Here is a 22,917-nt window from a genome sequence, read left to right as displayed (position 1 = left end):
CCCGACACTCACGCAAGCGAAGGAAGCCCCATGCTCCAACAGCTCGACCGCACCCTGGCGGACAACCTGCTCCGGCCGCGCTCGGTCGCCATCGTCGGTGCCTCGGACGACCGGACCAAGACGACGGCCCGGCCGCTGCAGTTCCTGCGCGCCGCCGGCTTCGAGGGCGCGGTCTACCCCGTCAACCCCAGCCGTGACACGGTCCTCGGCGAGCGGGCCTGGCCCTCCTTGGACGCACTCCCGGAGGTCCCGGACCACGTCTACGTCCTGACGAACGCCGAGCCCGCGATCGCGACCGTGCGCGAGTGCGGTCGCCTCGGCGTCCCGATGGTGACGATCCTCGCCAGCGGCTTCGGCGAGGAGGGTCACGAGGGCGAGGAGCGGCAGGCTCGACTCCAGGCCGCCGCCCGCGAGGGTGGTGTCCGCCTCGTCGGGCCCAGCAGCCTCGGCGTGACCAACCCCCGCACCGGCATGCTCCTCACGGCCAACGCCGCCTTCGCCGAGGAGGGGCTGCCCGAGGGGGACGTCTTCGTCGCCTCGCAGTCCGGCAGCGTCATCGGAGCACTCCTCAGCCGCGGCAAGACCCGCGGCCTCGGGTTCGCCGGGCTCGTCTCCGTGGGTGGCGAGGCCGACCTCTCCATCGGCGAGCTGTGCGAGGCCACGCTCGACGACCCCGGGATCGGTTCGTACGCCCTGTTCCTCGAGTCCCTCCAGCACAGCACCGACCTCGCGTCGTTCGCCCACGCTGCGCACGCCGCCGGGAAACCCGTCGCCGTCTACAAGCTGGGCCGGTCCGAGGAGGCAGCCGCGCTCTCCGTCTCGCACACCGGCGCCCTCGCCGGCGCCGACGCCGAGTCGGACGCGTTCCTCGCCGCCTGCGGCTTCGCCCGCGTCGACCACCTCGAGGCGCTCATCGAGGCACCGCCGCTGCTCGCTCGCCTCGGCGCCGTCGGCAACCGCAGCACCGCGCGCGTCGGCATCATCACGACGACCGGTGGTGGCGCCGCGGTGGTCGTCGACCAGCTCGCCACCCGTGGGGTCTCGGTCGTCGCGCCGTCCAGCGCCACCCTGCAGGCGATGACCGATGCCGGGTGCCCCGTCGCGCCGAGTCTCATCGTCGACCTCACCCTGGCCGGTGCCAAGCACGAGCTGGTCCGCAGCGCGGTGAGCATCATGCAGGACAGCGGCGAGTTCGACCTCGTCCTCTTCGTCATCGGCTCCTCCGCCCGCAGCAACCCCGAGCTCGCCGTCCGGGCGATCGCCGAGTGCGCGGACGGTGCCACGCCGGTGGCCGCCTTCGCCCTGCCCGACGCGCTGGCCACCCTCGAGCTCCTGCACCACTCGGGAGTCCCGGCCTTCCGCACCCCTGAGGCCTGTGCGGATGCGGTCGCGGCAGCCCTCGGCCGTCGCGCCCCCACGGTGGCCCGCACCTGGCCCACCCCCGAGGCCGACGGTGCCGTCGTGCTCAACGAGGTCGACTCCGGTCGGCTCCTCCAGGAGCAGGGTGTGCCCGTCGTCCCCGGTGTCGTCATCGGCCTCGACGAGGTCGCGCAGGTGGCCGGGTCCCTGCCCGTCACCTTCCCCGTCGCGGTCAAGGCGCTCTCGGCCAACCTGCCCCACAAGTCCGACGCCGGCGGTGTCGTCCTCGGCGTCGCGGACGCCGACGGCGTGGTCGCCGCGGTCGACGCGATCGTCGCGGCCGTGCGCGAGCACGCCGGCGAGGTCGAGCTCGACGGGGTCCTCGTGCAGGAGATGGCCACGCCGGGAGTCGTCGACACCCTCGTCGGCTACCGCGTCAGCCCCTCCGTGGGCCCGGTCGTGGTCCTCGCCGCCGGTGGCGTGCTCACCGAGCTCTACAAGGACTCGACGATGCGCCTCGCGCCCGTCGACGAGGCCGAGGCCCTGGCGATGATCGGGGAGGTCCGGGCGCTCGGCCAGCTCCACGGCTTCCGAGGCGGTCCTCGAGGTGACGTCGAGGCGCTCGCAGCGGCCATCGTCGCCGTCTCCCGCCTCGCCGTCGACCGGCCCGACGTCGTGGAGGCCGAGATGAACCCGCTCAGCGTCCGCACCGAGGGTCAGGGTGTCGTCGCACTGGACGCCCTCGTCAGGGTTGCGGCGCAGGGCGAACAATCGTCGCCATCGAGCAGCCTCAGCGGGACGTCCTGATGGTCCCCACACCGAAGCCATGCCGACCGGGAAGGAACGAACCATGAACGTGACCATCGAGGGCCTCTCCCTCTCCTATGGAGGCGTGAGTGCCGTCCAGGACCTCGACCTCGCCATCGGCGACGGGGAGTCGATCGTGCTCCTCGGTCAGTCGGGCTGCGGCAAGACGAGCACCATGCGCTGCGTCGCCGGCCTCGAGACGCCGAGTGCCGGCCGGATCGCCATCGGTGACCGCGCCGTGTTCGACGGCGACTCGGGCAAGAGTGTCCCGTCGCACAAGCGCAACGTCGGGATGGTCTTCCAGTCGTATGCCGTGTGGCCCCACAAGACGGTCATCGAGAACGTCGCGTTCCCGCTGCGGATGAAGGGCCAGAACCGCACCCTCTCGCGGGCCAAGGCCTTCAACGTCCTCGAGCTCGTCGGCCTGGCCCACCTCGCCCACCGTGGGGCCAGCCAGCTGTCCGGTGGCCAGATGCAGCGGGTCGCGCTCGCGCGCAGCATCGCCATGGAGCCGAGCGTCCTGCTGCTCGACGAGCCGCTGTCCAACCTCGACGCCCGGCTTCGCGACGACCTGCGGGTCGAGCTGCGCCGGATCCAGCTCGAGCGCGGGCTGACCAGCCTCTACGTCACGCACGACCAGCAGGAGGCGCTGGCGCTCGCGGACCGGATCGCGATCATGCAGTCCGGTCGCATCCAGCAGCTCGGCACCCCGCAGGAGATCTACCGGGCACCGGCGACCGCGTCGATCGCGACGTTCCTCGGCGTCACCAACGTCTTCCCCGTCGAGCGGGGTGGCGACCTCGGCCTGCGGCTCGAGGGGCACTCGGTCGCGCTGCGCAGCTCCCACCCCGTCCCGGACGGACCGATCAGCGTCGCCGTGCGTCCCGAGGCGGTCACCGTGCACGACGCGGAGCGCGCCGACGAGCTCACCTCGCGTGCGAACCGGCTCGCTGGGAAGGTGCGCGTCGCGGTCTACCAGGGCTCGTCGGTGCGCTACCAGGTGAGCATCGACGGCGGGCCCGACCTCGATGTCGTCTCGCTCGACCCGGTGGTGCTCGCCCCCGACACCCCGGTCGTCGTGGAGGTGCCCGAGGCTGCGGTCTCGGTGCTCCCCGACGACACCCCCGCACCCGCGACGGATGCCGCCGCGCCCGCAGCGGGAGACACGGGAGCAGCGGCGTGAGCGTCACCGAGATGCGCGCCCCCACCGACCTGGGTGCGCCGACGACGCCCGGCTCGCCCACGCCCTCCTCCGGTGGCCGGAAGCAGCGCAGCGGGCGAGGCGGGTGGCGCAGCAGCGGCGTGATGCTGCTCGTGATGGGCTTCCTCATCCTCGTCCCCGCCGGCTTCGTGCTGCTCGCGGCGTTCAGCGAGACGGTCCCTCGTCCCGGCTCGATCTCGCTCGACCTCACGGTCGGCAACTTCGCGGTCCTCGGTGAGCCCGGGGTGACGAGGGCGACCCTGAACTCGCTCCTCATCGCGACCCTGTCGACGGTGCTGGCGCTCGCCATCGGCGGGTTCCTCGCGTTCACGACGGCCCGCACGAACATCCCCTTCAAGGGGCTGGTCTACCTCTTCGGCCTCATGCCGCTGTTCCTGCCGTCCTACGTCGGGGCGCTGGCCTGGTCGATCCTCGGCAGCCCGGCAGCGGGCCTTCTCAACATCGGGCTGCGAGACCTGGGCCTCACCGGGTTCGTCGACATCTACTCAATCCCCGGCGTCGTCATGGTGATGGCGGTGTTCTACGCGCCCTACGCCTTCCTGCTCATCCACTCGTCGATGTCGCTCATGAACCCTGACCTCGAGGACGCGTCGGCCGTGCACGGCGGGTCGCAGTGGCGCACCCTGCGCACGGTGACGTTCCCGCTGGCGATGCCGGCGATCGTCGGCTCCGCGCTCCTGATCTTCACCCACGTGCTCGAGAACTTCCCGGTCGCGCAGGTGCTCGCCAGCCCGGGCCAGATCGACACCCTCCCCACCTTCATCTACCGGCTGATGAACGCCTCTCCCTCCCGCGGCAACGAGGCGTCGTCGGTGGCGATCCTGCTCGTCGTCTTCATCCTCGTCATCACGTGGACCCAGCGCGTGCTGCTCTCGCGCCGCGCCTACACGACGGTCTCCGGCAAGGGCGTCAAGGCCCGCAAGGTCGACCTGGGGCACCTGCGCTGGCCGCTGTTCGTCGTGGCCACCGGCTACTTCCTCATCGCCATCGCCCTGCCGATCCTCGCGCTGTTCCTCACCGCCATGCGCACCTCGCCCTACATGAGCTCGTTCCGCGACCTCACCGCGCCCGGAGCGCTCGACGCGTCGTCCTTCGGGACCGTGGCGCGCTCGGACGTCTTCCTCACCGCGGCGGGCAACAGCGTCGTCGTCGCCCTGCTCTCGGCAGCGGGCGGGACCGTGCTCGCGTTCCTCGTGGCCTACATCGTCTACCGCACGAGGGCGCGGGCCCGTGGCCTGCTCGAGGGCGTCTCGATGGTTCCGCTCGCGATCCCCGCGATCGTCCTGGGCATCGGCCTGCTGTGGACCTGGCTCGTCATGCCCATCCCGCTCTACGGGACCCTCTGGGTGATGGTCATCGCGTTCCTCGCGGTCCAGATGCCCCAGGGTCTGCGTGGCATCGCCGCCTCGATCCAGTCGACCGACAAGGACCTCGAGGACAGTGCCGTGCTCCACGGTGCGCACCGGGCGCGGGCCATCACCGCGATCACGGTCCCCCTGATGAAGGTCGGACTGACCTCGACCTTCCTCATCCTGCTCATGCTCAGCATGCGTGAGCTCACGGTTCCGCTGTTCCTCTACACGAACGACACCCGGATCCTCTCCATCGCGATCTTCGACCAGTTCGAGAACGGCGGTGCGCTGCAGCAGGCGGCAGCCATGAGCCTCATCTACTGCCTGATCATGTTCGTCCTTTCCTGCCTCCCACGCCTGCTCGGCTCGCGTGGCGGGCTGAACAACCACTGACCGCGACGGTTCCGCCGCACCACGTCCCATCTCAACGAGGAGATTCCCATGATCAACCGCAGACTGGCGATGGCTGCCGTCGCCACCAGTGCCGCCATCGCACTCGCCGGATGCGGCGGCTCCGGCTCGGCCACGACGTCCGGCGGCGCCGCAGCCAAGGCCGCCGGGGGCGACGAGCTCCTGGCCATGCCCAAGGTCGAGACGACCGACGGGCTCGTCATCGACGGCGAGCAGGTCGCCGACAAGGCGCTGTTCGAGGCGGCGAAGACCGACAAGGTCAACCTCTACTCGGCGTCGGGCAAGGAGAGCGAGGACCTCACGGTCGCGCGCTTCAAGGCAGAGACCGGGATCGACATCGAGCTCACCCGGATGCCGACCAACAAGCTCGCCGAGCGCGTCCTCAGTGAGCAGGGTGCCGGACAGCTCAAGGCCGGCGTCGTCCGCGTCACCGACCCGCGCGTCGCGGAGGACTTCGCCGCCAAGGGGGTCTACACGGCATACGAGCCTCCGTCGTTCGCTGAGCTGAGCAAGGCCGACAACGTCGTCTTCAACAAGGGCCAGTACCTCACGGCCTACTACTCGGCCTACGTCTTCGGCTACAACTCCCAGCTCGTCAAGGGCGCGGACGTCCCGAAGAAGTGGGAGGACCTTGCCGACCCCAAGTGGCAGGGCAAGCTCGGCGTCGTCAACGCCGGTGCCGGCGGCACCGTGACGGCCCTGGCCCACATGCACATCACGGAGTTCGGTGAGGACTACCTGGCCAAGCTCGGTGCGCTCAAGCCGCGCATCTTCGACACCACCTCGGTGCAGCTCGAGGCGCTGGCCCGTGGCGAGATCGCCGTGGCCACGCTCGGCTTCAACAGCACCTACGGTGCCGAGGTCGCCGGCGCGCCGATCAAGCTCGTCGTGCCCGAGGACGGCATCTCCGGGTCGTTCAACCTCATGGGCCTCACGCCTGAGGGTGCCAAGAGCCCGGCCGCCAAGGTGTTCGTCAACTGGACGATGTCCAAGGCCGGACAGAAGTTCGCCGCCGCGCAGGGCTTCGTCCCGGCCCGTCCCGGTCTGGAGCCGCAGAAGACCGGTGAGTACCAGCTCCCCGCCGCGGACTCCGACGCGTTCAAGCTCTACACCCCCGAGGACGCGGTGAAGTTCGGCAAGTCCGACGTCGCGACCTGGAACAAGGCCTTCAACTACGTCGGCTGACCCCACGAACGGACGCGGGTACGGGCGCTCCCGAAGCGCGCGTACCCGCGTCTCCCACACCCGCCCAGCGCCGCACGACCGACCGATCGCGAGAAGGTACCCACGAGATGTCCAGACTCCAACAGACCGACGGCCTGACCGACGAGCAGAGCGAGCTCGTCAAGCTCGTGCGGCAGTTCGTCGAGGAGCAGATCATCCCGGTCGCGCAGGACCTCGAGCACGCCGACGAGTACCCCACGGACATCGTCGAGGGCATGAAGGAGATGGGGATCTTCGGGCTGATGATCCCCGAGGAGTACGGCGGCCTGGGGGAGTCGCTGCTCACCTATGCGCTGTGCGTGGAGGAGATCGCGCGCGGCTGGATGTCGGTGAGCGGCATCATCAACACGCACTTCATCGTGGCGTACATGCTGTTGCAGCACGGCACCGAGGAGCAGAAGCAGCGCTACCTGCCGCGGATGGCCACGGGCGAGGTCCGGGGTGCGTTCTCGATGTCGGAGCCGGGGCTCGGGTCCGACGTCGCCGCCATCCGCACCAAGGCCGTCAAGGATGGTGACGAGTGGGTGGTCACCGGTCAGAAGATGTGGCTCACCAACGGTGGCTCGTCCAACCTCGTCGCCGTCCTCGTGCGCACCGACCTCGGCGAGAGCGACAGCCCCTACAAGAACATGACGACCTTCCTCGTCGAGAAGGAGCCGGGCTTCGGCGAGACGGCGCAGGGGATCACCGTCCCCGGCAAGATCGACAAGATGGGCTACAAGGGCGTCGACACGACCGAGCTCGTCCTCGAGCGCCACCGGGCTCCCGAGACCCAGATCCTCGGTGGGGTGCCCGGCAAGGGCTTCTACCAGATGATGGACGGCGTCGAGGTGGGCCGGGTCAACGTCGCGGCCCGCGCGTGCGGCGTCTCGATGCGGGCCTTCGAGCTCGGCATCGCCTACGCGCAGCAGCGTGAGACCTTCGGCAAGCAGATCGCCCAGCACCAGGGCATCCTCTTCCGGCTCGCCGACATGGCGACCAAGGTCGAGGCCGCCCACCAGATGATGGTCAAGGCCGCCCGCATCAAGGACGCCGGCAGGCGCAACGACCTCGAGGCCGGGATGGCGAAGTACCTCGCGGCGGAGTACTGCGCCGACGTGGTCGAGCAGAGCTTCCGCATCCACGGCGGCTACGGGTACTCCAAGGAGTACGAGATCGAGCGCCTCTACCGCGAGGCCCCCATGCTGCTCATCGGCGAGGGCACGGCCGAGATCCAGAAGATGATCATCGGCCGCCGGCTGCTCGAGGACGCTGGCCGCCGGTGAGCGTCGAGGGCGTGACCACGGCGCGGACGTTCCTCTTCGTACCCGGCGACCGGCCGGACCGCTTCGCCAAGGCGATGGCGAGCGGCGCGGACGCGGTCGTGCTCGACCTCGAGGACGCCGTCGCGCCGCCGCACAAGCGCGACGCCCTCGCGAACGTCGTCGCCTTCCTCGCGGAGCGAGGTGCGGATGCGGGTGGGCCCCCGGTCGTCGTCCGGGTCAACACCGACGGCGTGGAGGGCGAGCTCACCGCCCTGGCCGGTGTGGGCCACCCGCTCGTGGTCATGGTGCCCAAGGCCGAGAGCGCCGGGGTGCTGGCCGAGGTCAGGGCGCTGCTGCCCGCGGGCTCCGGCACGATTCCCCTGCTGGAGACGGCGGCCGGGCTCCTCGATGTCCGGGAGGTGGCGGAGGCTCCCGGCGTGCTCCGCCTCGCCTTCGGACATCTCGACCTCTGCGCCCAGCTCGGCCTGTCACCCGACGACGACCGCAGGCTGGGGCCGGCCCGCTTCGCCCTCGTCGTGGCGTCGGCCGCCGCCTCGCTGCCGCCGCCGGTGGACGGCGTTGCGACCGCGATCACCGACGACGACGAGACGACCCGAGCCACCCGCTCCGCGGTGGCGTCGGGATTCACCGGCAAGCTCTGCATCCACCCGCGCCAGGTGGCGGTCGTCCACGAGGCGCTGCTGCCCACTGGTGCCGAGCTGGCCTGGGCCCGCAGCGTCACGGGTTCGGGTGCGGGAGAGGGCGCCTCGAGCGTGGACGGCGAGTTCGTCGACCGGCCGGTCCTGCTTCGGGCCGAAGCGATCCTGGCGCGCGCCCGTGGCGCCGGGACGAGCTGACTCCGGCGCGAGCAGGGAGGGGTCAGAGCAGTTCGAGGGTCGCCGGGTCCGCCTCGCCGTCGAAGTACCTGTCGAGCACGCCGTCAAACAGCGCGCGGTCGAGCTCGGCCTCCGCAGCGCGCGAGAACAGGGTCATCGACGACCGCAGCTTCACCGCGTCGATGCTCCCGAACACGGCCACGGGATCCGAACCCGGCAGCTCGAGCAGCACCTGGGCGCACTCTCGCAACCGCTGTCCGAGAACGGGATCCGCGAGATAGGCGCGCGCTTCGTCCAACCCCGACACGGCATACCTCTGCGCCATCTCGCTGCGACCGAGACCGGCGACCTGCGGGAGGACGAACCACATCCAGTGGCTCGTCTTGCGTCCTCGACGCAGCTCGGCGAGCGCTGCGGCATACGTGCCCCCGGCGTCCTGCGCCTCGACGAACCGGTTCAGCCCCACGGGACCCACCTCGGGAGGTCGCGCGAGGCGGCCGACGTGAACTCCGGCGCGCGCTTCTCGCGGAACGCGGCCACGCCCTCCTTGCCGTCGTGCACGCTCGTCCACCACATCGCGAGCGAGTCGACCCGGTGCGCCTCGAGCGGGTGCGGCTGTGCCGCGTTGCGCCACATCATCTGGCGGGTGAGTGCCGTCGCGACCTGCGAGCGGCCCTCGACGAAGCGACGAGCGAGCGCGTATGCCGTGTCCAGCAACGCTTCCGGCTCCACCACCGTGCGGAGCAGCCCACCGTCGAGGGCCTCGTCCGCGGTGAGGACGTCGGCGGCGTAGGTCCACTCGAGCGCCCGCGAGATGCCGACGAGTCGCGGGAGGAACCACGACGAGCAGGCCTCCGGCACGATCCCCAGCCGCCCGAAGACGAACCCGATCCGGGCAGAGCTGGAGGCCAGGCGCACATCCATCGGCAGCGTCATCGTCGCCCCGATGCCGACGGCGGCGCCGTTGATGGCGGCGATGACCGGCTTGGTGCAGTCGTAGATCGCCAGCACCACCCGTCCACCCGTGTCGCGGACCCCGTCGGCGACCTCGGGGGAGTCGAGCCGCTGGGTCATGTCGTCGAGGGTGGGGGAGAGCGACTCGTCGAGCCCGAAGACGTTGCCCTCGCGGGACAGGTCCATGCCTGCGCAGAAGGCGCGCCCCGCACCGGTGACGACCACCGCCGCCACCGAGTCGTCGGCATTGACCCGCCGGAAGGCGTCCTCGAGCTCGCGCGCCATCGTCACGGTGAAGGCGTTGAGGGCCTCGGGGCGGTCGAGGGTCAGTGTGAGGATGCCGTCGTCCGAGACCTCCCAGAGCAGCGTCTCGTAGGTCCGTGGGTCGTCGCTGCCGGTCATGGCTCCCAACGTACGGGGCACGATGGGGTCATGACAGACAGCGGCCGCCACGTCCCGAGGCGCCCGGTCCACTTCGGCCCGGACGCGATCGAAGCCCACGGGGGCAGCCTGCCCGGGCCGGCGGAGATCACCGAGATCGCACACCAGACCGCGGCCGTCCTCGTCGGGACGGGGCGGGCCGCCGCGGACCCCACCGTCACCGCGCGTCTCGTCGCCCTCGTCGACGACCTCGGCCTCTCCACCGTCGCCGACCTCTGGGCCGGGCGGCCGGCGCGCAGCCTGCCCGGCGCCCTGTGGCGCCTGTACGCCCTGCGGGAGTGGGTGCGGAGACAGCCGGTGGAGGCGAGCCGTCAGTACGCCGCCGGCATCCGGTTCACCGACGTCGCCCACGCCGTCGCCGGTGTCGCCGAGCCTCCCGGGCCCGACGAGGTGCGGGCCCTGGCCGACGAGATCCTCACCGGCGTCTTCGCCGGGGACCTCGCGGTGGCGCTGGAGCGGGCCGCGGCCTTCGCGGCGGTCATCGCCGCAGGTCGGGCCGACCTCGCCCACGACCGCGACGACGTCGACCCGGGCGGCGCAGGCGCCCTCACCACGAGCGCCGCAGCGATGCAGCGCACCGGGGAGGACCTCGTCGCCAGCGCCCGCCTGTGGCGGGCCGACGAGCTCGACTGAGCACACGGCATACGCGACGGTCGTGCGGGTGGCGCGCACAGGATCGGCGTTCGGGAACAGACTCCGGGCACCCGCGCGTTAGGCTCTGATGGTGGTGCCGGACCGCGGCAGCCCCGGGTCCCACATTCAGCCGCTACGAGCGGCCACGCGCCGTGAGGCGCTCCCGGTCCGGCACCACTTCCTCTGTCTCCCGCACCACCCCCGTCCCTCGTGTCCCACGGTGGGACGGCCGGGAAATGGGGGGTGAACCGCCGATGACGTGGATCGGGCCGACAGGCCGTAGCCTTGTTCGCGACCGCTGACCTCGAGCCTTTCGGAGCACTCACGTGGGCTTCCGCCTGACCCCCCAGGACACCGGGTTCTACGACCTGTTCTCCCAGTCCGCCGCACACCTCATCGAGGGTGCTGCCGAGCTCACCGCCATCCTCGGCGCCCAGAGCCAGGATGAGCGCGAGGCGATCGCCAAGCGCATGGACGAGGTGGAGACGTCGGCCGACGAGTCCACGCACGAGCTCATCCGCAAGGTGAACTCCTCGTTCATCACGCCCTTCGACCGTGAGGACATCCACGGCCTGGCGAGCGCCCTCGACGACTGCGTCGACCACATGGACGCCGCGGCCGACCTCGTCGCGCTCTATCGCATCGACACCTTCCCCAAGGGCGTCGTCAAGCAGGTCGAGATCCTCTCGCGCATGGCCGAGCTCACCGTCGAGGCGATGCCCAAGCTGCGCTCGATGAAGGACCTCAGCTCCTACTGGATCGAGATCAACCGGCTCGAGAACTCCGCCGACAAGGCCTACCGCCGCATGCTCGCCGAGCTGTTCAACGCCGACAGCAGCGACGCCATCACGGTCATGAAGCACAAGGAGCTCATCGACGAGCTCGAGGCTGCGGCCGATGCCTTCGAGACCGTGGCCCACAAAATCGAGAGCATCGCCGTCAAGGAGTCCTGACCACCGTGGACAGCTGGATCCCGGTGGCCCTCGTCGTCGCGCTCGCGATGGGCTTCAACTACACCAACGGCTTTCACGACGCCGCGAACGCGATCGCGACGTCCGTGTCGACCCGCGCCCTCACGCCCCGCATCGCGCTGGGCATGGCCGCGGTCGCCAACCTCGTCGGCGCGTTCCTCGGCACCAAGGTCGCCAAGACCGTCGGCAGCGGCATCATCGACGCGCCGGCCGGCAAGGTCGGCCTGACGATCTGTGCCGCCGCCCTCATCGGTGCCATCGCCTGGAACCTCCTCACGTGGTGGTTCGGACTGCCGTCCTCGTCGTCGCACGCGCTCATCGGTGGCCTCGGTGGCGCGGCGATCGCCGCCTCCACCACGGTGCACTGGGCGGCGGTCCTCGAGAAGGTCATCCTCCCGATGGTCGCCTCGCCGGTCGTCGGCCTCGTCGTCGGCTTCCTCGTCATGACCGCGATCATGTGGCTGTTCCGCAAGGGGCACCCGGGCAAGGTCAACCGTGGCTTCCGCTACGCGCAGACCGTCTCGGCCGCCGCGATGGCGTTCGGTCACGGCATGCAGGACGCCGCCAAGACCGCCGGTGTCGTCGTGCTCGCCCTCACCGTCGGTGGCTTCCACACGAGCGGGAACGACACCATCCCGCTGTGGGTGCTCGTCATGAGCGCCGTGGTCATCTCGCTCGGCACGTATGCCGGTGGGTGGCGGATCATGCGCACGCTCGGCCGCCGCATCATCCACCTCGACCCGCCCCAGGGCTTCGCCGCCGAGACGACGGCTGCGGCCGTGCTCTACGTCGCCACCGCCACCGGCGCCCCGATCTCGACGACCCACGCCATCACCTCGGCGATCATGGGCGTCGGCTCGACGAAGTCGGTCAAGGCCGTCCGGTGGGGCGTGGCCAAGAACATCGTCGGTGCGTGGATCTTCACCTTCCCCGGCGCCGGCATCGTCGCCGCCCTCTCGTACCTCCTGCTCAAGCTCGTCATCGGCCTCTGACGCCCGGTCCGCAAACGACGAGGCGAGCAGCTCCTGGCGAGACGAGCAGCCCTGTCTGCTCGTCCCACCCGGAACTGCTCGTCTCGAGCGTCGGGCCCTGCTGCTGCCCGCGGCTCAGCCGAAGCGGCCGGAGATGTAGTCCTCGGTCGCCTTCTCGCTCGGGTTGCTGAAGATCCGCTGCGTGTCGTCGACCTCGACGAGGCGTCCGGGCTGGCCCGTCGCCTTGAGGTTGAAGAACGCCGTCTGGTCCGAGACGCGCGCCGCCTGCTGCATGTTGTGCGTGACGATGACGATCGTGTACTGGCTCTTGAGGTCGTTGATGAGGTCCTCGATGGCCAGCGTCGAGATCGGGTCGAGCGCCGAGCACGGCTCGTCCATGAGCAGCACCTGCGGCTCGACGGCGATGGCGCGGGCGATGCAGAGCCGCTGCTGCTGACCACCCGAGAGCCCGGCGCCGGGCTTGTCGAGGCGGTCCTTGACCTCGTTCCAGAGGTTGGCGCCCTTGAGCGAGGCCTCGACGACCTCGTCGAGCCGCTTCTTGTTCTTGACGCCGTTGAGCTTGAGCCCGGCGGCGACGTTGTCGCGGATCGACATCGTCGGGAACGGGTTCGGCCGCTGGAACACCATGCCGACGGTGCGGCGCACGGCGACGGGGTCCATCGACGACGCGTAGAGGTCCTGGTCGTCGAGCGCGACCTTGCCCTCGACGCGGCCACCGGGGATGACCTCGTGCATGCGGTTGAGGGTGCGCAGGACGGTCGACTTGCCGCAGCCGGACGGGCCGATGAAGGCGGTGACGGAGCGGGGCTCGACGGTCAGCGACACGCCTTCGACGGCCTTGAAGTCGCCGTAGTAGATGTCGAGGTCCTTGACGTCAATGCGCTTGGCCATGGGTGCTGTCGTTTCTCTCTGGTCGGGTTGCGAAGAAGATCGGGTATGCCGTGTGCTCGGCGGGGCGTCAGCTCTTCACCTTGCTGAACCGGCCGATGAGGCGGCCGAGGATGTTCAGCAGGAAGATGATGAGGATGAGGGTGAGGGCGGCGCCCCAGACGCGGTCCAGCGCGGGCTGGAGCGTCTGGTCGCGGTCCTGGTTGATCATCGTGGGGAGCGTGCCCATGAGACCGCCGAAGAGGTCGGTCGCGATGACCTTGGTGTACGGCGCGAGGATGAGCAGCGGCGCCGTCTCACCCATGACGCGGGCCAGACCGAGCAGGATGCCGGTGACGATCCCCGAGAACGACGTCGGGATGACGATCTTCATGATCGTCTTCCACTTGGGCACGCCGAGGGCGTAGGACGCCTCGCGCAGCTCGTTGGGGACGAGCTTGAGCATCTCCTCGGTGGAGCGGACCACGGTGGGGATCATGAGCATGGTCAGCGCGAAGCAGACCGCGATCGGGAGACGCTGGAAGCCGAACGTCGTCACCCACACCGCATAGATGAACAGGCCGGCGACGATCGAGGGGATGCCGGTGAGGATGTCGACCATGAACGACACGACCCGGGCGAGGCGACCGCGGCCGTACTCGACGAGGTAGACGGCGGTGAGGACGCCGATCGGCACCGAGATGAGGGCCGTGACGAGGGCCTGGATGAGCGTGCCCTGGATGGCGTGGACGGCGCCGCCACCCTCGCGCCGGGCGGTGATGCCGGCCTGGGACTTGCCCCACCAGTCGGCCTCGAGCAGCATGTGGCCGCCCTTGAGCAGGGTGGAGCCGAGGATCCACACGAGCGGGATGAGCGCGATGAGGAAGGCGCCCCACATGAGGATCCGGGCCAGCTGGTCCTTGAAGGCGCGGCCCCCGGATCTGCCGCCGAAGTCGTCGTTCGTCGGAGTGGTCCGGGCGCGTGGTGCCGACTCGCCGACGGTGCTCACGGTGCTCATTCGGTGAAGGCCTTCCGACGGTCGATGACGACCCGGGCCGCCGCGTTGACGATGAAGGTGAGGATGAACAGCACGAGGCCGGCGGCGATGTAGGCGCCCGTCTTCTGCGCCGAGTCGAACTCGTTGGCCGCGAGGGCGATCTTCGAGGCGAAGGTCGCGCCGCCGTTGAAGATCGTCGACCGGAACGCGTCGCTCGCGTTGAGGCCGGAGAGCAGGATCGTCACGGCGAGCGTCTCACCGAGGGCCCGGCCGAGGCCGAGCATCGCGGCCGAGATGATGCCGGGCTTGCCGAAGGGGAGGACCGCGGTGCGGATCATCTCCCACTTGGTGGCACCGAGGGCCAGTGCGGCCTCCTTGTGCGCCGTCGGCACCTGGTTGAAGACCTCGCGGGAGATCGCCGTGATGATCGGCAGGATCATGATGGCGAGGATGACGCCGGCGAAGGCCAGCGTGCTCTTGGCGCTCGGGGTGCCGGTGTAGTCGAAGAACGGCAGCCACCCGAGCACGCTGTCGACGCCCTTGGCCACCGGCTCGAAGTACTGCCCGGCGACCTGGAGGCCCCAGAAGCCGTAGACGATCGAGGGCACGGCGGCGAGGAGGTCGACGAGGGCCGCGGCGGGCTTGCTCAGCCAGGTCGGGGCGTACTGCGTGATGAAGAGCGCGACCGCCACACCGAGCGGCACGGCGATGACCATGGCGATGAGCGAGGTCGTGACCGTCGCCCAGAGCAGGTCGACGATGCCGAACCGGGGCTCCGCGCCGGCCGGCTCCCACTCGCGCGAGGTGAGGAAGTTGACGTTGTTGTTCATCAGCGACGGCACGGCCTGCGCGATGAGGAAGACGCCGACGAGGGTGACGAGCGCGATGACGAAGATGCCCGAGCCCGTCGCGAGCCCGCCGAAGATGCGGTCGCCGAGACGGCCGGTGCTGGCTCGGTCGGCCTCGAGCGGTGGGCGGCCGTCGCCGCCGGGCAGCTCGTCGATCGCGCTGCGACCGGTGATGGATGACACGAGGTCGAGTCCTCTCAGGGGCTGTGCGGGGTGCTGGTGCGGCAGGTGCTGTGGAACGGGGTTGAGGGGGTGGGACCGGAGCGGTCCCACCCCCTCAGTCGACCAGATGGTCGGCGCGTGCGGAAGGCGAGGTCAGCTGATCGCCTCGATGGCGGCCTCGACCTTGGTCTGGACCTCGGCGGGGAGCGGCGCGTAGCCGACCTCCTCGATGACCTTCTGCGCGTCCTCGGAGGCGAAGTACTTGAGGAAGGCCTTGATGTTCTTCTGCTTCTCGGCGTCCTTGCCCTTCGAGCAGACGATCTCGTAGGTCACGAGGTTGATCGGGTAGGCACCCGCCTCCTTCGTGGCGTAGTCGAGCTTGAGGGCCAAGTCGTTGCCCGTGCCCGTCTGCTTCGCGGTGGCGACGGCCTTGCCGACCGACTCGCTGTTGAGCTCGACGGCGCCGCCGCCGTTGTCGATCTGCGCGACACCGAGGCTGGCCTCCTTCGCGTAGCTCCACTCGACGTAGGTGATGCCGCCGTCGGTGCTCTTGACACCCTCGGTGACACCGGAGGACTTCTCCTTGCCCTCGCCCTTGCCGGTCCACTTCTTGGAGGGCTCGCCGGCCCAGGTGGCGGCGGAGGCGGCCTTGAGGTACTTCGTGAAGTTCTCGGTCGTGCCCGACTCGTCGGAGCGGAAGAAGACCTTGATGTCGGTCGCGGGGAGCGTGGCGCCGGAGTTGACGGCGGCGATCTTCGGGTCGTTCCACTTGGTGATGACGCCCGAGAAGATGTCACCGGCGACGGCCGGCGTCAGGGTGAGCTTGTCGACGCCCTTGACGTTGTAGGCCACGGCGATCGGGCCGGTGACCATGGGGATGTTCCAAGCGGGCGAGCCGCAGGCGGTGGCGGCGTCGGTGGCCTCGACCTTGCCGTCCTTCTCCTCGGTCTTGAGCGAGGAGTCGGAGCCGGCGAAGTCGACCTGGCCGCCGATGAACTGCTTGATGCCGGCGCCGGAGCCGGTGGGGTTGTAGTTGACCGTGGCGCCGGTGCACTTCTCGCTGAACGCGGCGGAGACCTCTTCGAACGCGTTCTTCTGGGCGGAGGAGCCCTCGGCGTTGAGCGTGCCCTCGAAGCAGTCGCTGCTCGACGAGGCGCTGGCGCTGCTGTCGCCCGACGCGGCGGAGTCGCCGCTGTTGTTGTCGGAGCCGCAGCCGGCCAGGGCAAGGGAACCGACAAGGGCGAGGGAAGCCATCGCACCGAGACGCTGAATCTTCACTGGTGTACCTCTCACAAGGACAGAGATCGGGGTCGGACGTGGTGTACCGACATCAGTGAAGGTAGGGACGGCTGGTGACCGCCCGGCCCGTGCGGGGTGAACGACGCGTGAACGGTGTTCGGCCATTGGTGGTCGCGCTGTTCAAGCGGGAGTCAGGGCCGGTCCGTCGTCGTGTCGTCACCCGCACGGGGCCGTGCGGTCGCAGCAGGCTCGGGCGCGGGTCAGCTGAAGGAGATCCGCACCGGCTCGCTGCAGGCGGCCTTGCAGACGTAGAACTCGCTGTAGCCCTTGAGCCGGAAGCCCGAGGACGACAGCGCCACGTCGGCACCGGTCTTGGAGCCGCTCACGTCCATGTAGCGGTAGAAGGTCTTGGTGACGGTGGGCTCGCTGGCCGTGACGTAGCGGATGAGGAACTTCGCCCGGCAGTTGCTCGCGTTGCCGGAGCGCGGCCGCGTCCCGGGGTGGGTCTGGGTGATGAGGGTCGTGTAGTAGCTGCTGTAGAAGCTGCCGTTGATCTCCTTGATCTCCATCCCGGCCCGGCAGTCCGAGGTGTAGCTCACCATGTAGACACCCGACACTCTGGCCTGCGCCATCGATGGCGTGAGCACCACCGCTGCCGCCGCGACGGCCGTGCTCATGAGCAGCTTCCGCTTCATTGACGTCCCCTTTGACGTTCGGCACGGCCCCCGTGGTCATGCACGTGCGCCGACCCTAGGGAGTCCGGCCCGGTGGCCGGGTGTCGCGCGACTGACCTTCGCGTGAACAGTTCACGTGGGCTCAGGGGAGGTGGCGCTCCACGGCGACGATGCGCGCGTCGGCACCGACTCCGGCGACGTGGCACACGAGCGCCTCGCCCTTGTCGAGGTTGTCGTCGCGTGCCTCGACGAACCGCTCGAGCATCGCGACCGCGTCGCCACCGTCGAGGTGCAGGCGGGCGGTGAGCACCTCCATGACCGCGGGCATCACGGGGCCGTGGGTGCACACGGCGGACGGCTCACCACGCTCGAGCAGCTTCTCGACGAGCTCACCGGCCCTGCCGGGCTCGGCCTCGTGGCCCTCCTCGGACAGCCCCTCACGGGACCGCGCATCGTGACCGGACTGCACGGCATACGGGGCGATCGTGTCGAGACACCGCACGGAAGGCGAGGTGAGGAGGCGGGTGATCCCGTATGCCGTGAGCACCGGGACGAGGTCCTTCGCCCGTTGGGTGCCGCGCTCGTCGAGCGGTCGCTGCTGGTCGTCGCCGCTCCAGCCGGAGCGGGGGATGGACTTGGCGTGCCGGACGACGACGAGCGGCCAGGTCTCGAGGGTGCCCTCCCCGTGGGCCCGGACGAGGGCGCGCAGCTGGTCACGGTCGTGGGCGTAGTCGAGCCGGATGTTGGCCTCGGCGACGTCGAGCCACTCGACGGCGTCGATCTCGTTCTCGAGGCGGCCGTGGCCGCCGGTGACGGTGGCGGCCCAGTAGTGCACGACCTTGTCGCCGCGGGTGCCGGACTTGGTGAGCATGAGGTAGCGGGCCTCGGGCAGGGGAGGGCCGAGACGCACCTCGAGCCCGGTCTCCTCGAACGTCTCGCGCACCGCGGCGGTCGCCCAGTCCTCGCCCGGGTCGAGCTTGCCCTTGGCCCACGACCAGTCGTCGTAGCGGGGGCGGTGCACGAGGGCCACCTCGAGCACGCCCTTGCGCACCCGCCACGGCAGCGTTCCCGCCGCGGGGATGACCTCGGGTCGGTCCTGCGTGCTCAGCGCCGCCGCGCCTTGCGTCGACGCTTCGCGTGCATCTCGATGAGGGTCTCCTGGATGTCCGGCAGCGGCTCGCCGTCGGCGTCGAGGTGGCGCCTGCTCCAGCGGCCGTCGGCGCTGAGGGCCCAGTGCGAGTAGTCGGTGCTCATGCCCTTGGACATGAGCGAACGCAGGTCGACCAGGTGGCGCGGGTCGGTGAGGCGCACCAGGCACTCGACGCGACGGTCGAGGTTGCGGTGCATCATGTCGGCGCTGCCGATCCACGCCTCGAACTCCTCGCCGGTGCCGAAGAGGAACACCCGCGAGTGCTCGAGGAAGCGGCCGAGCACGGAGTGCACCGTGATGTTCTCGGAGAGCCCGTCGACGCCCGGTCGCAGGGCCGAGATGCCGCGGACCCACACGTCGACCCTGACGCCGGCCATCGAGGCCCGGTAGAGCGCGTCGATGACCTGTTCGTCGACGATCGAGTTGACCTTGATGCCGATGTAGCCGGAGCCGGCCCTGTCGTGCTCACGCTCGATCTGGGTGTCGATGCGCTCGATGAGCCCGGTGCGGACCGAGCGGGGGGCGACGAGCAGGCGCTTGAACTTGCTGCGCGGAGCGACACCGGAGAGCTGGTTGAACAGCCGGGTGAGGTCATCGCCGACCTGCGGGTCGACGGTGAGGAGGCCGAAGTCCTCGTAGAGGCGGGCGGTCTTGGGGTTGTAGTTGCCGGTGCCGATGTGGCAGTAGCGGCGCAGGCCGTCCTCCTCCTGCCGGACCACGAGGCTGAGCTTGGAGTGGGTCTTGAGGCCGACGATGCCGTAGACGACGTGAACGCCGGCACGCTCGAGCTTGCGGGCCCACGAGATGTTGTTCTGCTCGTCGAACCTCGCCTTGATCTCGACGACGGCCAGCACCTGCTTGCCGCTGTCGGCGGCGTCGATGAGGGCGTCGATGATCGGGGAGTCGCCGCTCGTGCGATAGAGCGTCTGCTTGATGGCGAGGACGTTGGGGTCGGCCGCGGCCTGCTCGATGAACGCCTGGACCGAGGTCGAGAACGAGTCGTAGGGGTGCTGGAGCAGGACGTCCTGCTTGCGGATGCTCGCGAAGAGGTCGCGCGCCTTGGCGCTCTCGGTCGGCGCGAGGTCGCTGTTGGTGCGGGCGACGAACGCCGGGTAGTGCAGGTCGGAGCGCTCGAGGTCGGCGATGATGTTGAGGCCGCGCAGGTCGAGCGGGGCCGGCAGCCGGTAGACCTCGGCGGCGGTGACCCCGAGCTCTCGCACGAGCAGGTCCATGACGTGGTCGTCCATCTCCTCGTCGACCTCGAGCCGCACGGGAGGTCCGAACCGGCGCCTCGTGAGCTCCTTCTCGAGCGCCGCGAGGAGGTTCTCGGCGTCGTCCTCCTCGACCTCGAGGTCCTCGTTGCGCGTGACCCGGAAGGTGTAGTGCTCGTGGACCTCCATCCCGGGGAAGAGCTGGTCGAGGTGGGCGGCCATGACGTCCTCGAGCGGCACGAAGCGCACGTCGTAGATGTCGGCGGAGGCGCCGGCCTCACCCACGCGGAGCAGCCTGGGCAGCAGCGGCGGCACCTTGACGCGCGCGAAGTGCTCCTTGCCCGTCTTGGGGTTGATGAGGAGCACGGCGAGGTTGAGCGAGAGCCCGGAGATGTAGGGGAAGGGGTGCGCCGGGTCGACGGCCAGCGGCGTGAGCACCGGGAAGACCCGGTCGGTGAAGAGCTGGCCCAGCTGCTCCTGCTCGGGCTCGGAGAGCTCGTCCCAGCGGACGACCTGGATGCCCTCGTCCTCGAGCGCCGGCTGGACGAGGTCGTCGTAGACGCGGGCCTGCATCGCGAGCAGCTCGTGGCTCACGACCGAGATCTGCTCGAGCACCTCGCGCGGCTCGAGGCCCGAGGCGGAGCGGACGGCGAGCCCGGTGGCGATGCGGCGCTTGAGGCCGGCGACGCGGACCATGAAGAACTCGTCGAGGTTGGACGTGAAGATCGCGAGGAAGCGGGCCCGCTCGAGCAGCGGGACGTTCTCGTCGGCGGCGAGCTGGAGGACGCGCTCGTTGAACTGCAGCCACGAGATCTCGCGGTCGAGGAACCGGTCGGCGGGCAGCCCCTCGGCGTCGTCGGCCCCACCGGTGCGCACGAACCGGCCGTTGGAGGCGCGCGGCTGGGTGCCGCGGGCCTCGGCGGCGGAGGCGCTCGCGATGGAGACCTCGTTGACGAAGCCGGTGGGGTCGAGCGTCTCACCGTCGACGTCGCGCACGTCGGCCACGGCCTCGGACGTCGTGGGGGCGCCGTCGACGTCGGGGGAGGAGGGCTTCGTCGACGTCGTCATGGCTTCATCGTGGCAGGTCGAGGTGAACGGCGGACGACACCGGTCGGGGAGCGGGCAGCCCTCCCACGGTCACCGCAGCCGTCCGCCGGCCATCGTCACCGTGCGGGCGGCGAGGGCGTCGAGGGAGTCGACGACGTCGGGCTCGTCGACGGCGAGGTCGGTCTTGAGGATCGAGAGCTCGGTGCAGGCGAGCATCACGGCACCGGCGCCCTTGGCGCGCAGGTGCGCGACCGCCGCGTCGAAGCGGTCGCGCTCGACCGGCATACCCGCCTTGACCCCGTCGTAGATCATCGACATGACGTCCTTCTGGACGACGTCGTCGGGGACCACCGGGGTGAGGCCCGCGGCCCGCGCGGTGCGGTGGTAGGTCTCCGCCCTGAGCGTGCCGTCGGTCGCGAGGATGCCGACGCTCGTGAGCCCGGGGACCGCGGCCTGCGCGGCGGCGACCGTCTCGTCGACGATGCTCAGCACGGGGATGTCGACGGCCGAGGCGATCTCGTCCTGGAACGCCACGGCCGTGTTGCACGGCACCGCGATGAACCGCGCGCCCGCACGCTCGAGCTGGCGGGCGTCGTCGGCCATGACCGGCCCGGGGCTCTCGTCGCTGTCGCCGAGCAGGTATGCCGTCCGGTCCGGGATGCTCGCGTGGTTCCACACGAGCATGTCGAGGTGGTCCTGGTCGCGGGAGGCGTCGGTGAGGTCGAGGACGCGCTGCATGAAGTAGACGGTGGCCATCGGCCCGATCCCGCCGAGGATGCCGACTGGTTCGTTGCGTTCGTTGCGCACCCGTCGAGCCTAACCCCGACCGGCACGGTCTCCCGGGACTCGGCTTGCGCTGGGGGTGCTCCGACGGGCCGGTCACCGATAAGTGCCCAGCGCGGACACTTATTGGTGACCGACCCTGACGACACCACATGGCGAAGGCCGATCGTGGGTCGGTCTTTCGGCGACCTCGGCGACTCGGGAGCGGATTCCCCGGCCGATACACTCCGAGGCGACCCCTGACCGGCTTGACCTAGGAGCTCCGTGGCACTGGCCGCCCTCGACCTCACCGACCGCGAGCACGACGACTTCGTCCGTGACCACCCAAACGGTCACCTCATGCAGACGACTCCGTGGGGCAGGGAGAAGGAGCACACGGGCTGGACCTGGCGCACCGTCGCCGTCGGCCGCAAGGGTGCAGGGCCCGACGGCGGCGACGAGGTCACCGGCGCCGCGCTCATCCTCTTCCGGCGCACCCCCGTCCTGCCGCTGGCGCTGGCCTACTGCCCCCGCGGGTTCGTCGTCGACTGGGCCGACGGCGAGAGCGTCGACGCGCTGCTCGCCGAGGTCACGCGCGTCGCGAGGGCCAACCGGGGCGTGCTCCTCCGGATCGACCCCGCCGTGCGGATCGACGACCCGACGATCCGCCCCGCGCTGGAGTCGCGCGGCTTCACCCGCACCGACCCGGGCGACGATGCCGCCAAGACGCTCGCCCAGCCGGCGCTGCGCATGGTCACCGACATCTCCGACCTCGACCGGCTCGAGAAGGAGCTCTCGCAGGGCACCCGCCAGTCGATCCGCAAGGGCGAGAAGTCGGGCCTCGTCTATGAGTCGGCGGGCCGCGACGGCGTCGACGCGTTCTACGAGCTCATGCGGGTCACCGGTGAGCGCGACGGCTTCGGGATCCGCAGCAAGGACTACTTCACGACCCTCGTCGACGTCCTCTCGCCGACCGACGACATCGTCGTCTCGCTCGTCAAGCTCGACCACGGCGCCGCCGCCGAGTCGGCCCGCAAGGCTGTCGCGGACACCCGCGCCCAGCTCGAGAAGGCGCAGGCCAAGCGCGAGAAGTACCCCTCCGAGAAGGCCGACCGCCAGGTGGCCCAGCTCGAGGAGACGATCGCCAAGAAGGAGGAGTCGATCCCCGGCTTCGAGGCGGCCCACGCCCGGCACCCCGACGGCGAGTACCTCGCCGGCTCGATCTTCGCCACCTGTGGCACGCGCGGCTCCTATCTCTACGCCGCCTCCTCCAACGAGCACCGCAACCTGCGCCCGAACTACCTCATGGTGTGGCGGATCATGCAGGCCGCCGCGGCCAAGGGCGTGACGACCTTCGACTTCGGTGGCATCGACGCGTCCGAGGGGCTCGAGGAGTTCAAGCGCCAGTGGAACCCCGAACGACGTGAGTATGCCGGTGAGTTCAGCAAGGAGCTCCTTCCCCTCGCGGGGCGGCTCCTCGACCTCGTCGTCCGCGTCTACAAGCGCCGCTGAGG

20 protein-coding genes are annotated in these 22,917 nt (G+C 70.1%); 10 read left to right on the top strand and 10 right to left on the bottom strand.

The window, feature by feature from the left end; translation table 11 throughout:
* Positions 1-30: 30 nt before the first annotated feature.
* From KLO01_RS03970 to KLO01_RS03945, 6 genes are all read left to right on the top strand, one after another.
* Positions 31-2,166, top strand: a complete 2,136-nt coding sequence (locus tag KLO01_RS03970; protein ID WP_147062298.1) for an acetate--CoA ligase family protein — start codon at positions 31-33, stop codon at positions 2,164-2,166.
* Positions 2,167-2,209: 43 nt separating this feature from the next.
* Positions 2,210-3,349: an ABC transporter ATP-binding protein gene (locus KLO01_RS03965; protein ID WP_147062297.1), complete on the top strand. Its 1,140-nt coding sequence runs from the start codon at positions 2,210-2,212 to the stop codon at positions 3,347-3,349.
* The gene (locus tag KLO01_RS03960; RefSeq protein WP_246136036.1) at positions 3,346-5,133 is read left to right on the top strand and encodes an ABC transporter permease; all 1,788 of its coding nucleotides are present in this window, start codon (positions 3,346-3,348) and stop codon (positions 5,131-5,133) included. The genes KLO01_RS03965 and KLO01_RS03960 overlap by 4 nt, the downstream gene beginning before the upstream one ends.
* Before the next feature lie 48 nt (positions 5,134-5,181).
* Positions 5,182-6,336, top strand: a complete 1,155-nt coding sequence (locus KLO01_RS03955; RefSeq protein ID WP_147062295.1) for an ABC transporter substrate-binding protein — start codon at positions 5,182-5,184, stop codon at positions 6,334-6,336.
* A gap of 107 nt (positions 6,337-6,443) precedes the next feature.
* Entirely contained in the window at positions 6,444-7,640 is a 1,197-nt protein-coding gene (locus KLO01_RS03950) for an acyl-CoA dehydrogenase family protein (RefSeq protein ID WP_147062293.1), read from the top strand.
* Positions 7,637-8,476: an HpcH/HpaI aldolase/citrate lyase family protein gene (locus KLO01_RS03945; RefSeq protein ID WP_147062292.1), complete on the top strand. Its 840-nt coding sequence runs from the start codon at positions 7,637-7,639 to the stop codon at positions 8,474-8,476. Before KLO01_RS03950 ends, KLO01_RS03945 begins: the two co-directional genes overlap by 4 nt.
* A gap of 22 nt (positions 8,477-8,498) precedes the next feature.
* Here KLO01_RS03945 and KLO01_RS03940 read toward each other — a convergent pair whose 3' ends face one another.
* Together KLO01_RS03940 and KLO01_RS03935 are read right to left on the bottom strand one after the other, a co-directional pair.
* Entirely contained in the window at positions 8,499-8,921 is a 423-nt protein-coding gene (locus KLO01_RS03940) for a DUF1810 domain-containing protein (RefSeq protein WP_147062289.1), read from the bottom strand.
* The gene (locus tag KLO01_RS03935) at positions 8,912-9,811 is read right to left on the bottom strand and encodes a crotonase/enoyl-CoA hydratase family protein (protein WP_147062288.1); all 900 of its coding nucleotides are present in this window, start codon (positions 9,809-9,811) and stop codon (positions 8,912-8,914) included. The genes KLO01_RS03940 and KLO01_RS03935 overlap by 10 nt, the downstream gene beginning before the upstream one ends.
* 30 nt (positions 9,812-9,841) lie before the next feature.
* Here KLO01_RS03935 and KLO01_RS03930 point away from each other — a divergent pair, with 30 nt between their 5' ends.
* The 3 genes from KLO01_RS03930 to KLO01_RS03920 all read left to right on the top strand — a co-directional run bounded on the left by KLO01_RS03930 (position 9,842) and on the right by KLO01_RS03920 (position 12,446).
* Complete coding sequence (locus tag KLO01_RS03930; RefSeq protein WP_147062286.1) at positions 9,842-10,483, top strand: hypothetical protein; 642 nt, start codon at positions 9,842-9,844, stop codon at positions 10,481-10,483.
* Between the two features lie 326 nt (positions 10,484-10,809).
* Positions 10,810-11,436, top strand: a complete 627-nt coding sequence (locus KLO01_RS03925) for a DUF47 domain-containing protein (protein ID WP_147062284.1) — start codon at positions 10,810-10,812, stop codon at positions 11,434-11,436.
* 5 nt (positions 11,437-11,441) lie between these two features.
* On the top strand, positions 11,442-12,446 hold the full coding sequence (locus tag KLO01_RS03920) for an inorganic phosphate transporter (protein ID WP_147062282.1): 1,005 nt from the start codon (positions 11,442-11,444) through the stop codon (positions 12,444-12,446).
* A gap of 114 nt (positions 12,447-12,560) precedes the next feature.
* On the opposite strand, the gene pstB is transcribed toward KLO01_RS03920, so the two are convergent.
* The 8 genes from pstB to cuyB all read right to left on the bottom strand — a co-directional run bounded on the left by pstB (position 12,561) and on the right by cuyB (position 21,448).
* Entirely contained in the window at positions 12,561-13,337 is a 777-nt protein-coding gene (gene pstB / locus KLO01_RS03915; RefSeq protein WP_147062280.1) for a phosphate ABC transporter ATP-binding protein PstB, read from the bottom strand.
* Positions 13,338-13,404: 67 nt separating this feature from the next.
* Positions 13,405-14,331, bottom strand: coding sequence for a phosphate ABC transporter permease PstA (gene pstA, locus KLO01_RS03910; RefSeq protein ID WP_147062278.1), 927 nt, complete (start codon positions 14,329-14,331; stop codon positions 13,405-13,407).
* Positions 14,328-15,341 carry a phosphate ABC transporter permease subunit PstC gene (pstC, locus tag KLO01_RS03905; protein ID WP_147062276.1) on the bottom strand — a complete coding sequence of 338 codons (1,014 nt, stop codon included), beginning with the start codon at positions 15,339-15,341 and terminating at the stop codon, positions 14,328-14,330. Before pstC ends, pstA begins: the two co-directional genes overlap by 4 nt.
* Before the next feature lie 132 nt (positions 15,342-15,473).
* A complete protein-coding gene (gene pstS / locus KLO01_RS03900; RefSeq protein ID WP_147062274.1) occupies positions 15,474-16,598 on the bottom strand; it encodes a phosphate ABC transporter substrate-binding protein PstS in 1,125 nt (374 codons plus the stop codon).
* A gap of 221 nt (positions 16,599-16,819) precedes the next feature.
* On the bottom strand, positions 16,820-17,254 hold the full coding sequence (locus KLO01_RS03895; RefSeq protein WP_147062272.1) for a hypothetical protein: 435 nt from the start codon (positions 17,252-17,254) through the stop codon (positions 16,820-16,822).
* A 121-nt stretch (positions 17,255-17,375) separates the two neighbouring features.
* Entirely contained in the window at positions 17,376-18,284 is a 909-nt protein-coding gene (locus KLO01_RS03890; RefSeq protein WP_147062270.1) for an NUDIX hydrolase, read from the bottom strand.
* Between the two features lie 53 nt (positions 18,285-18,337).
* Positions 18,338-20,662: an RNA degradosome polyphosphate kinase gene (locus KLO01_RS03885; protein ID WP_147062268.1), complete on the bottom strand. Its 2,325-nt coding sequence runs from the start codon at positions 20,660-20,662 to the stop codon at positions 18,338-18,340.
* A 69-nt stretch (positions 20,663-20,731) separates the two neighbouring features.
* Positions 20,732-21,448 carry a cysteate racemase gene (cuyB, locus tag KLO01_RS03880; protein ID WP_246136035.1) on the bottom strand — a complete coding sequence of 239 codons (717 nt, stop codon included), beginning with the start codon at positions 21,446-21,448 and terminating at the stop codon, positions 20,732-20,734.
* A gap of 240 nt (positions 21,449-21,688) precedes the next feature.
* On the opposite strand from cuyB, the gene KLO01_RS03875 reads away from it, so the two are divergent.
* Positions 21,689-22,915 (top strand): lipid II:glycine glycyltransferase FemX, encoded by a 1,227-nt coding sequence (locus KLO01_RS03875; protein WP_147062266.1) that lies wholly within the window; start codon positions 21,689-21,691, stop codon positions 22,913-22,915.
* Positions 22,916-22,917: the final 2 nt, after the last annotated feature.

The sequence above is a fragment of the Knoellia locipacati genome (assembly GCF_007992835.1).
GTDB classification, from domain to species: Bacteria; Actinomycetota; Actinomycetes; order Actinomycetales; family Dermatophilaceae; genus Knoellia; species Knoellia locipacati.
The sequence above is the reverse complement of the archived record's forward strand: the minus strand, read 5'-3'. Positions and strand labels throughout refer to the sequence as shown.

Excerpts from the sequence above, each read along its gene's own strand:
- KLO01_RS03935 (WP_147062288.1), bottom strand. The coding sequence starts at position 9,811 with ATGACCGGCAGCGACGACCCACGGACCTACGAGACGCTGCTCTGGGAG.
- pstA (WP_147062278.1), bottom strand. The coding sequence starts at position 14,331 with ATGAGCACCGTGAGCACCGTCGGCGAGTCGGCACCACGCGCCCGGACC.
- KLO01_RS03955 (WP_147062295.1), top strand. The coding sequence starts at position 5,182 with ATGATCAACCGCAGACTGGCGATGGCTGCCGTCGCCACCAGTGCCGCC.
- KLO01_RS03885 (WP_147062268.1), bottom strand. The coding sequence starts at position 20,662 with ATGACGACGTCGACGAAGCCCTCCTCCCCCGACGTCGACGGCGCCCCC.
- KLO01_RS03970 (WP_147062298.1), top strand. The coding sequence starts at position 31 with ATGCTCCAACAGCTCGACCGCACCCTGGCGGACAACCTGCTCCGGCCG.
- KLO01_RS03895 (WP_147062272.1), bottom strand. The coding sequence starts at position 17,254 with ATGAAGCGGAAGCTGCTCATGAGCACGGCCGTCGCGGCGGCAGCGGTG.
- KLO01_RS03965 (WP_147062297.1), top strand. The coding sequence starts at position 2,210 with ATGAACGTGACCATCGAGGGCCTCTCCCTCTCCTATGGAGGCGTGAGT.
- KLO01_RS03950 (WP_147062293.1), top strand. The coding sequence starts at position 6,444 with ATGTCCAGACTCCAACAGACCGACGGCCTGACCGACGAGCAGAGCGAG.
- KLO01_RS03930 (WP_147062286.1), top strand. The coding sequence starts at position 9,842 with ATGACAGACAGCGGCCGCCACGTCCCGAGGCGCCCGGTCCACTTCGGC.
- pstB (WP_147062280.1), bottom strand. The coding sequence starts at position 13,337 with ATGGCCAAGCGCATTGACGTCAAGGACCTCGACATCTACTACGGCGAC.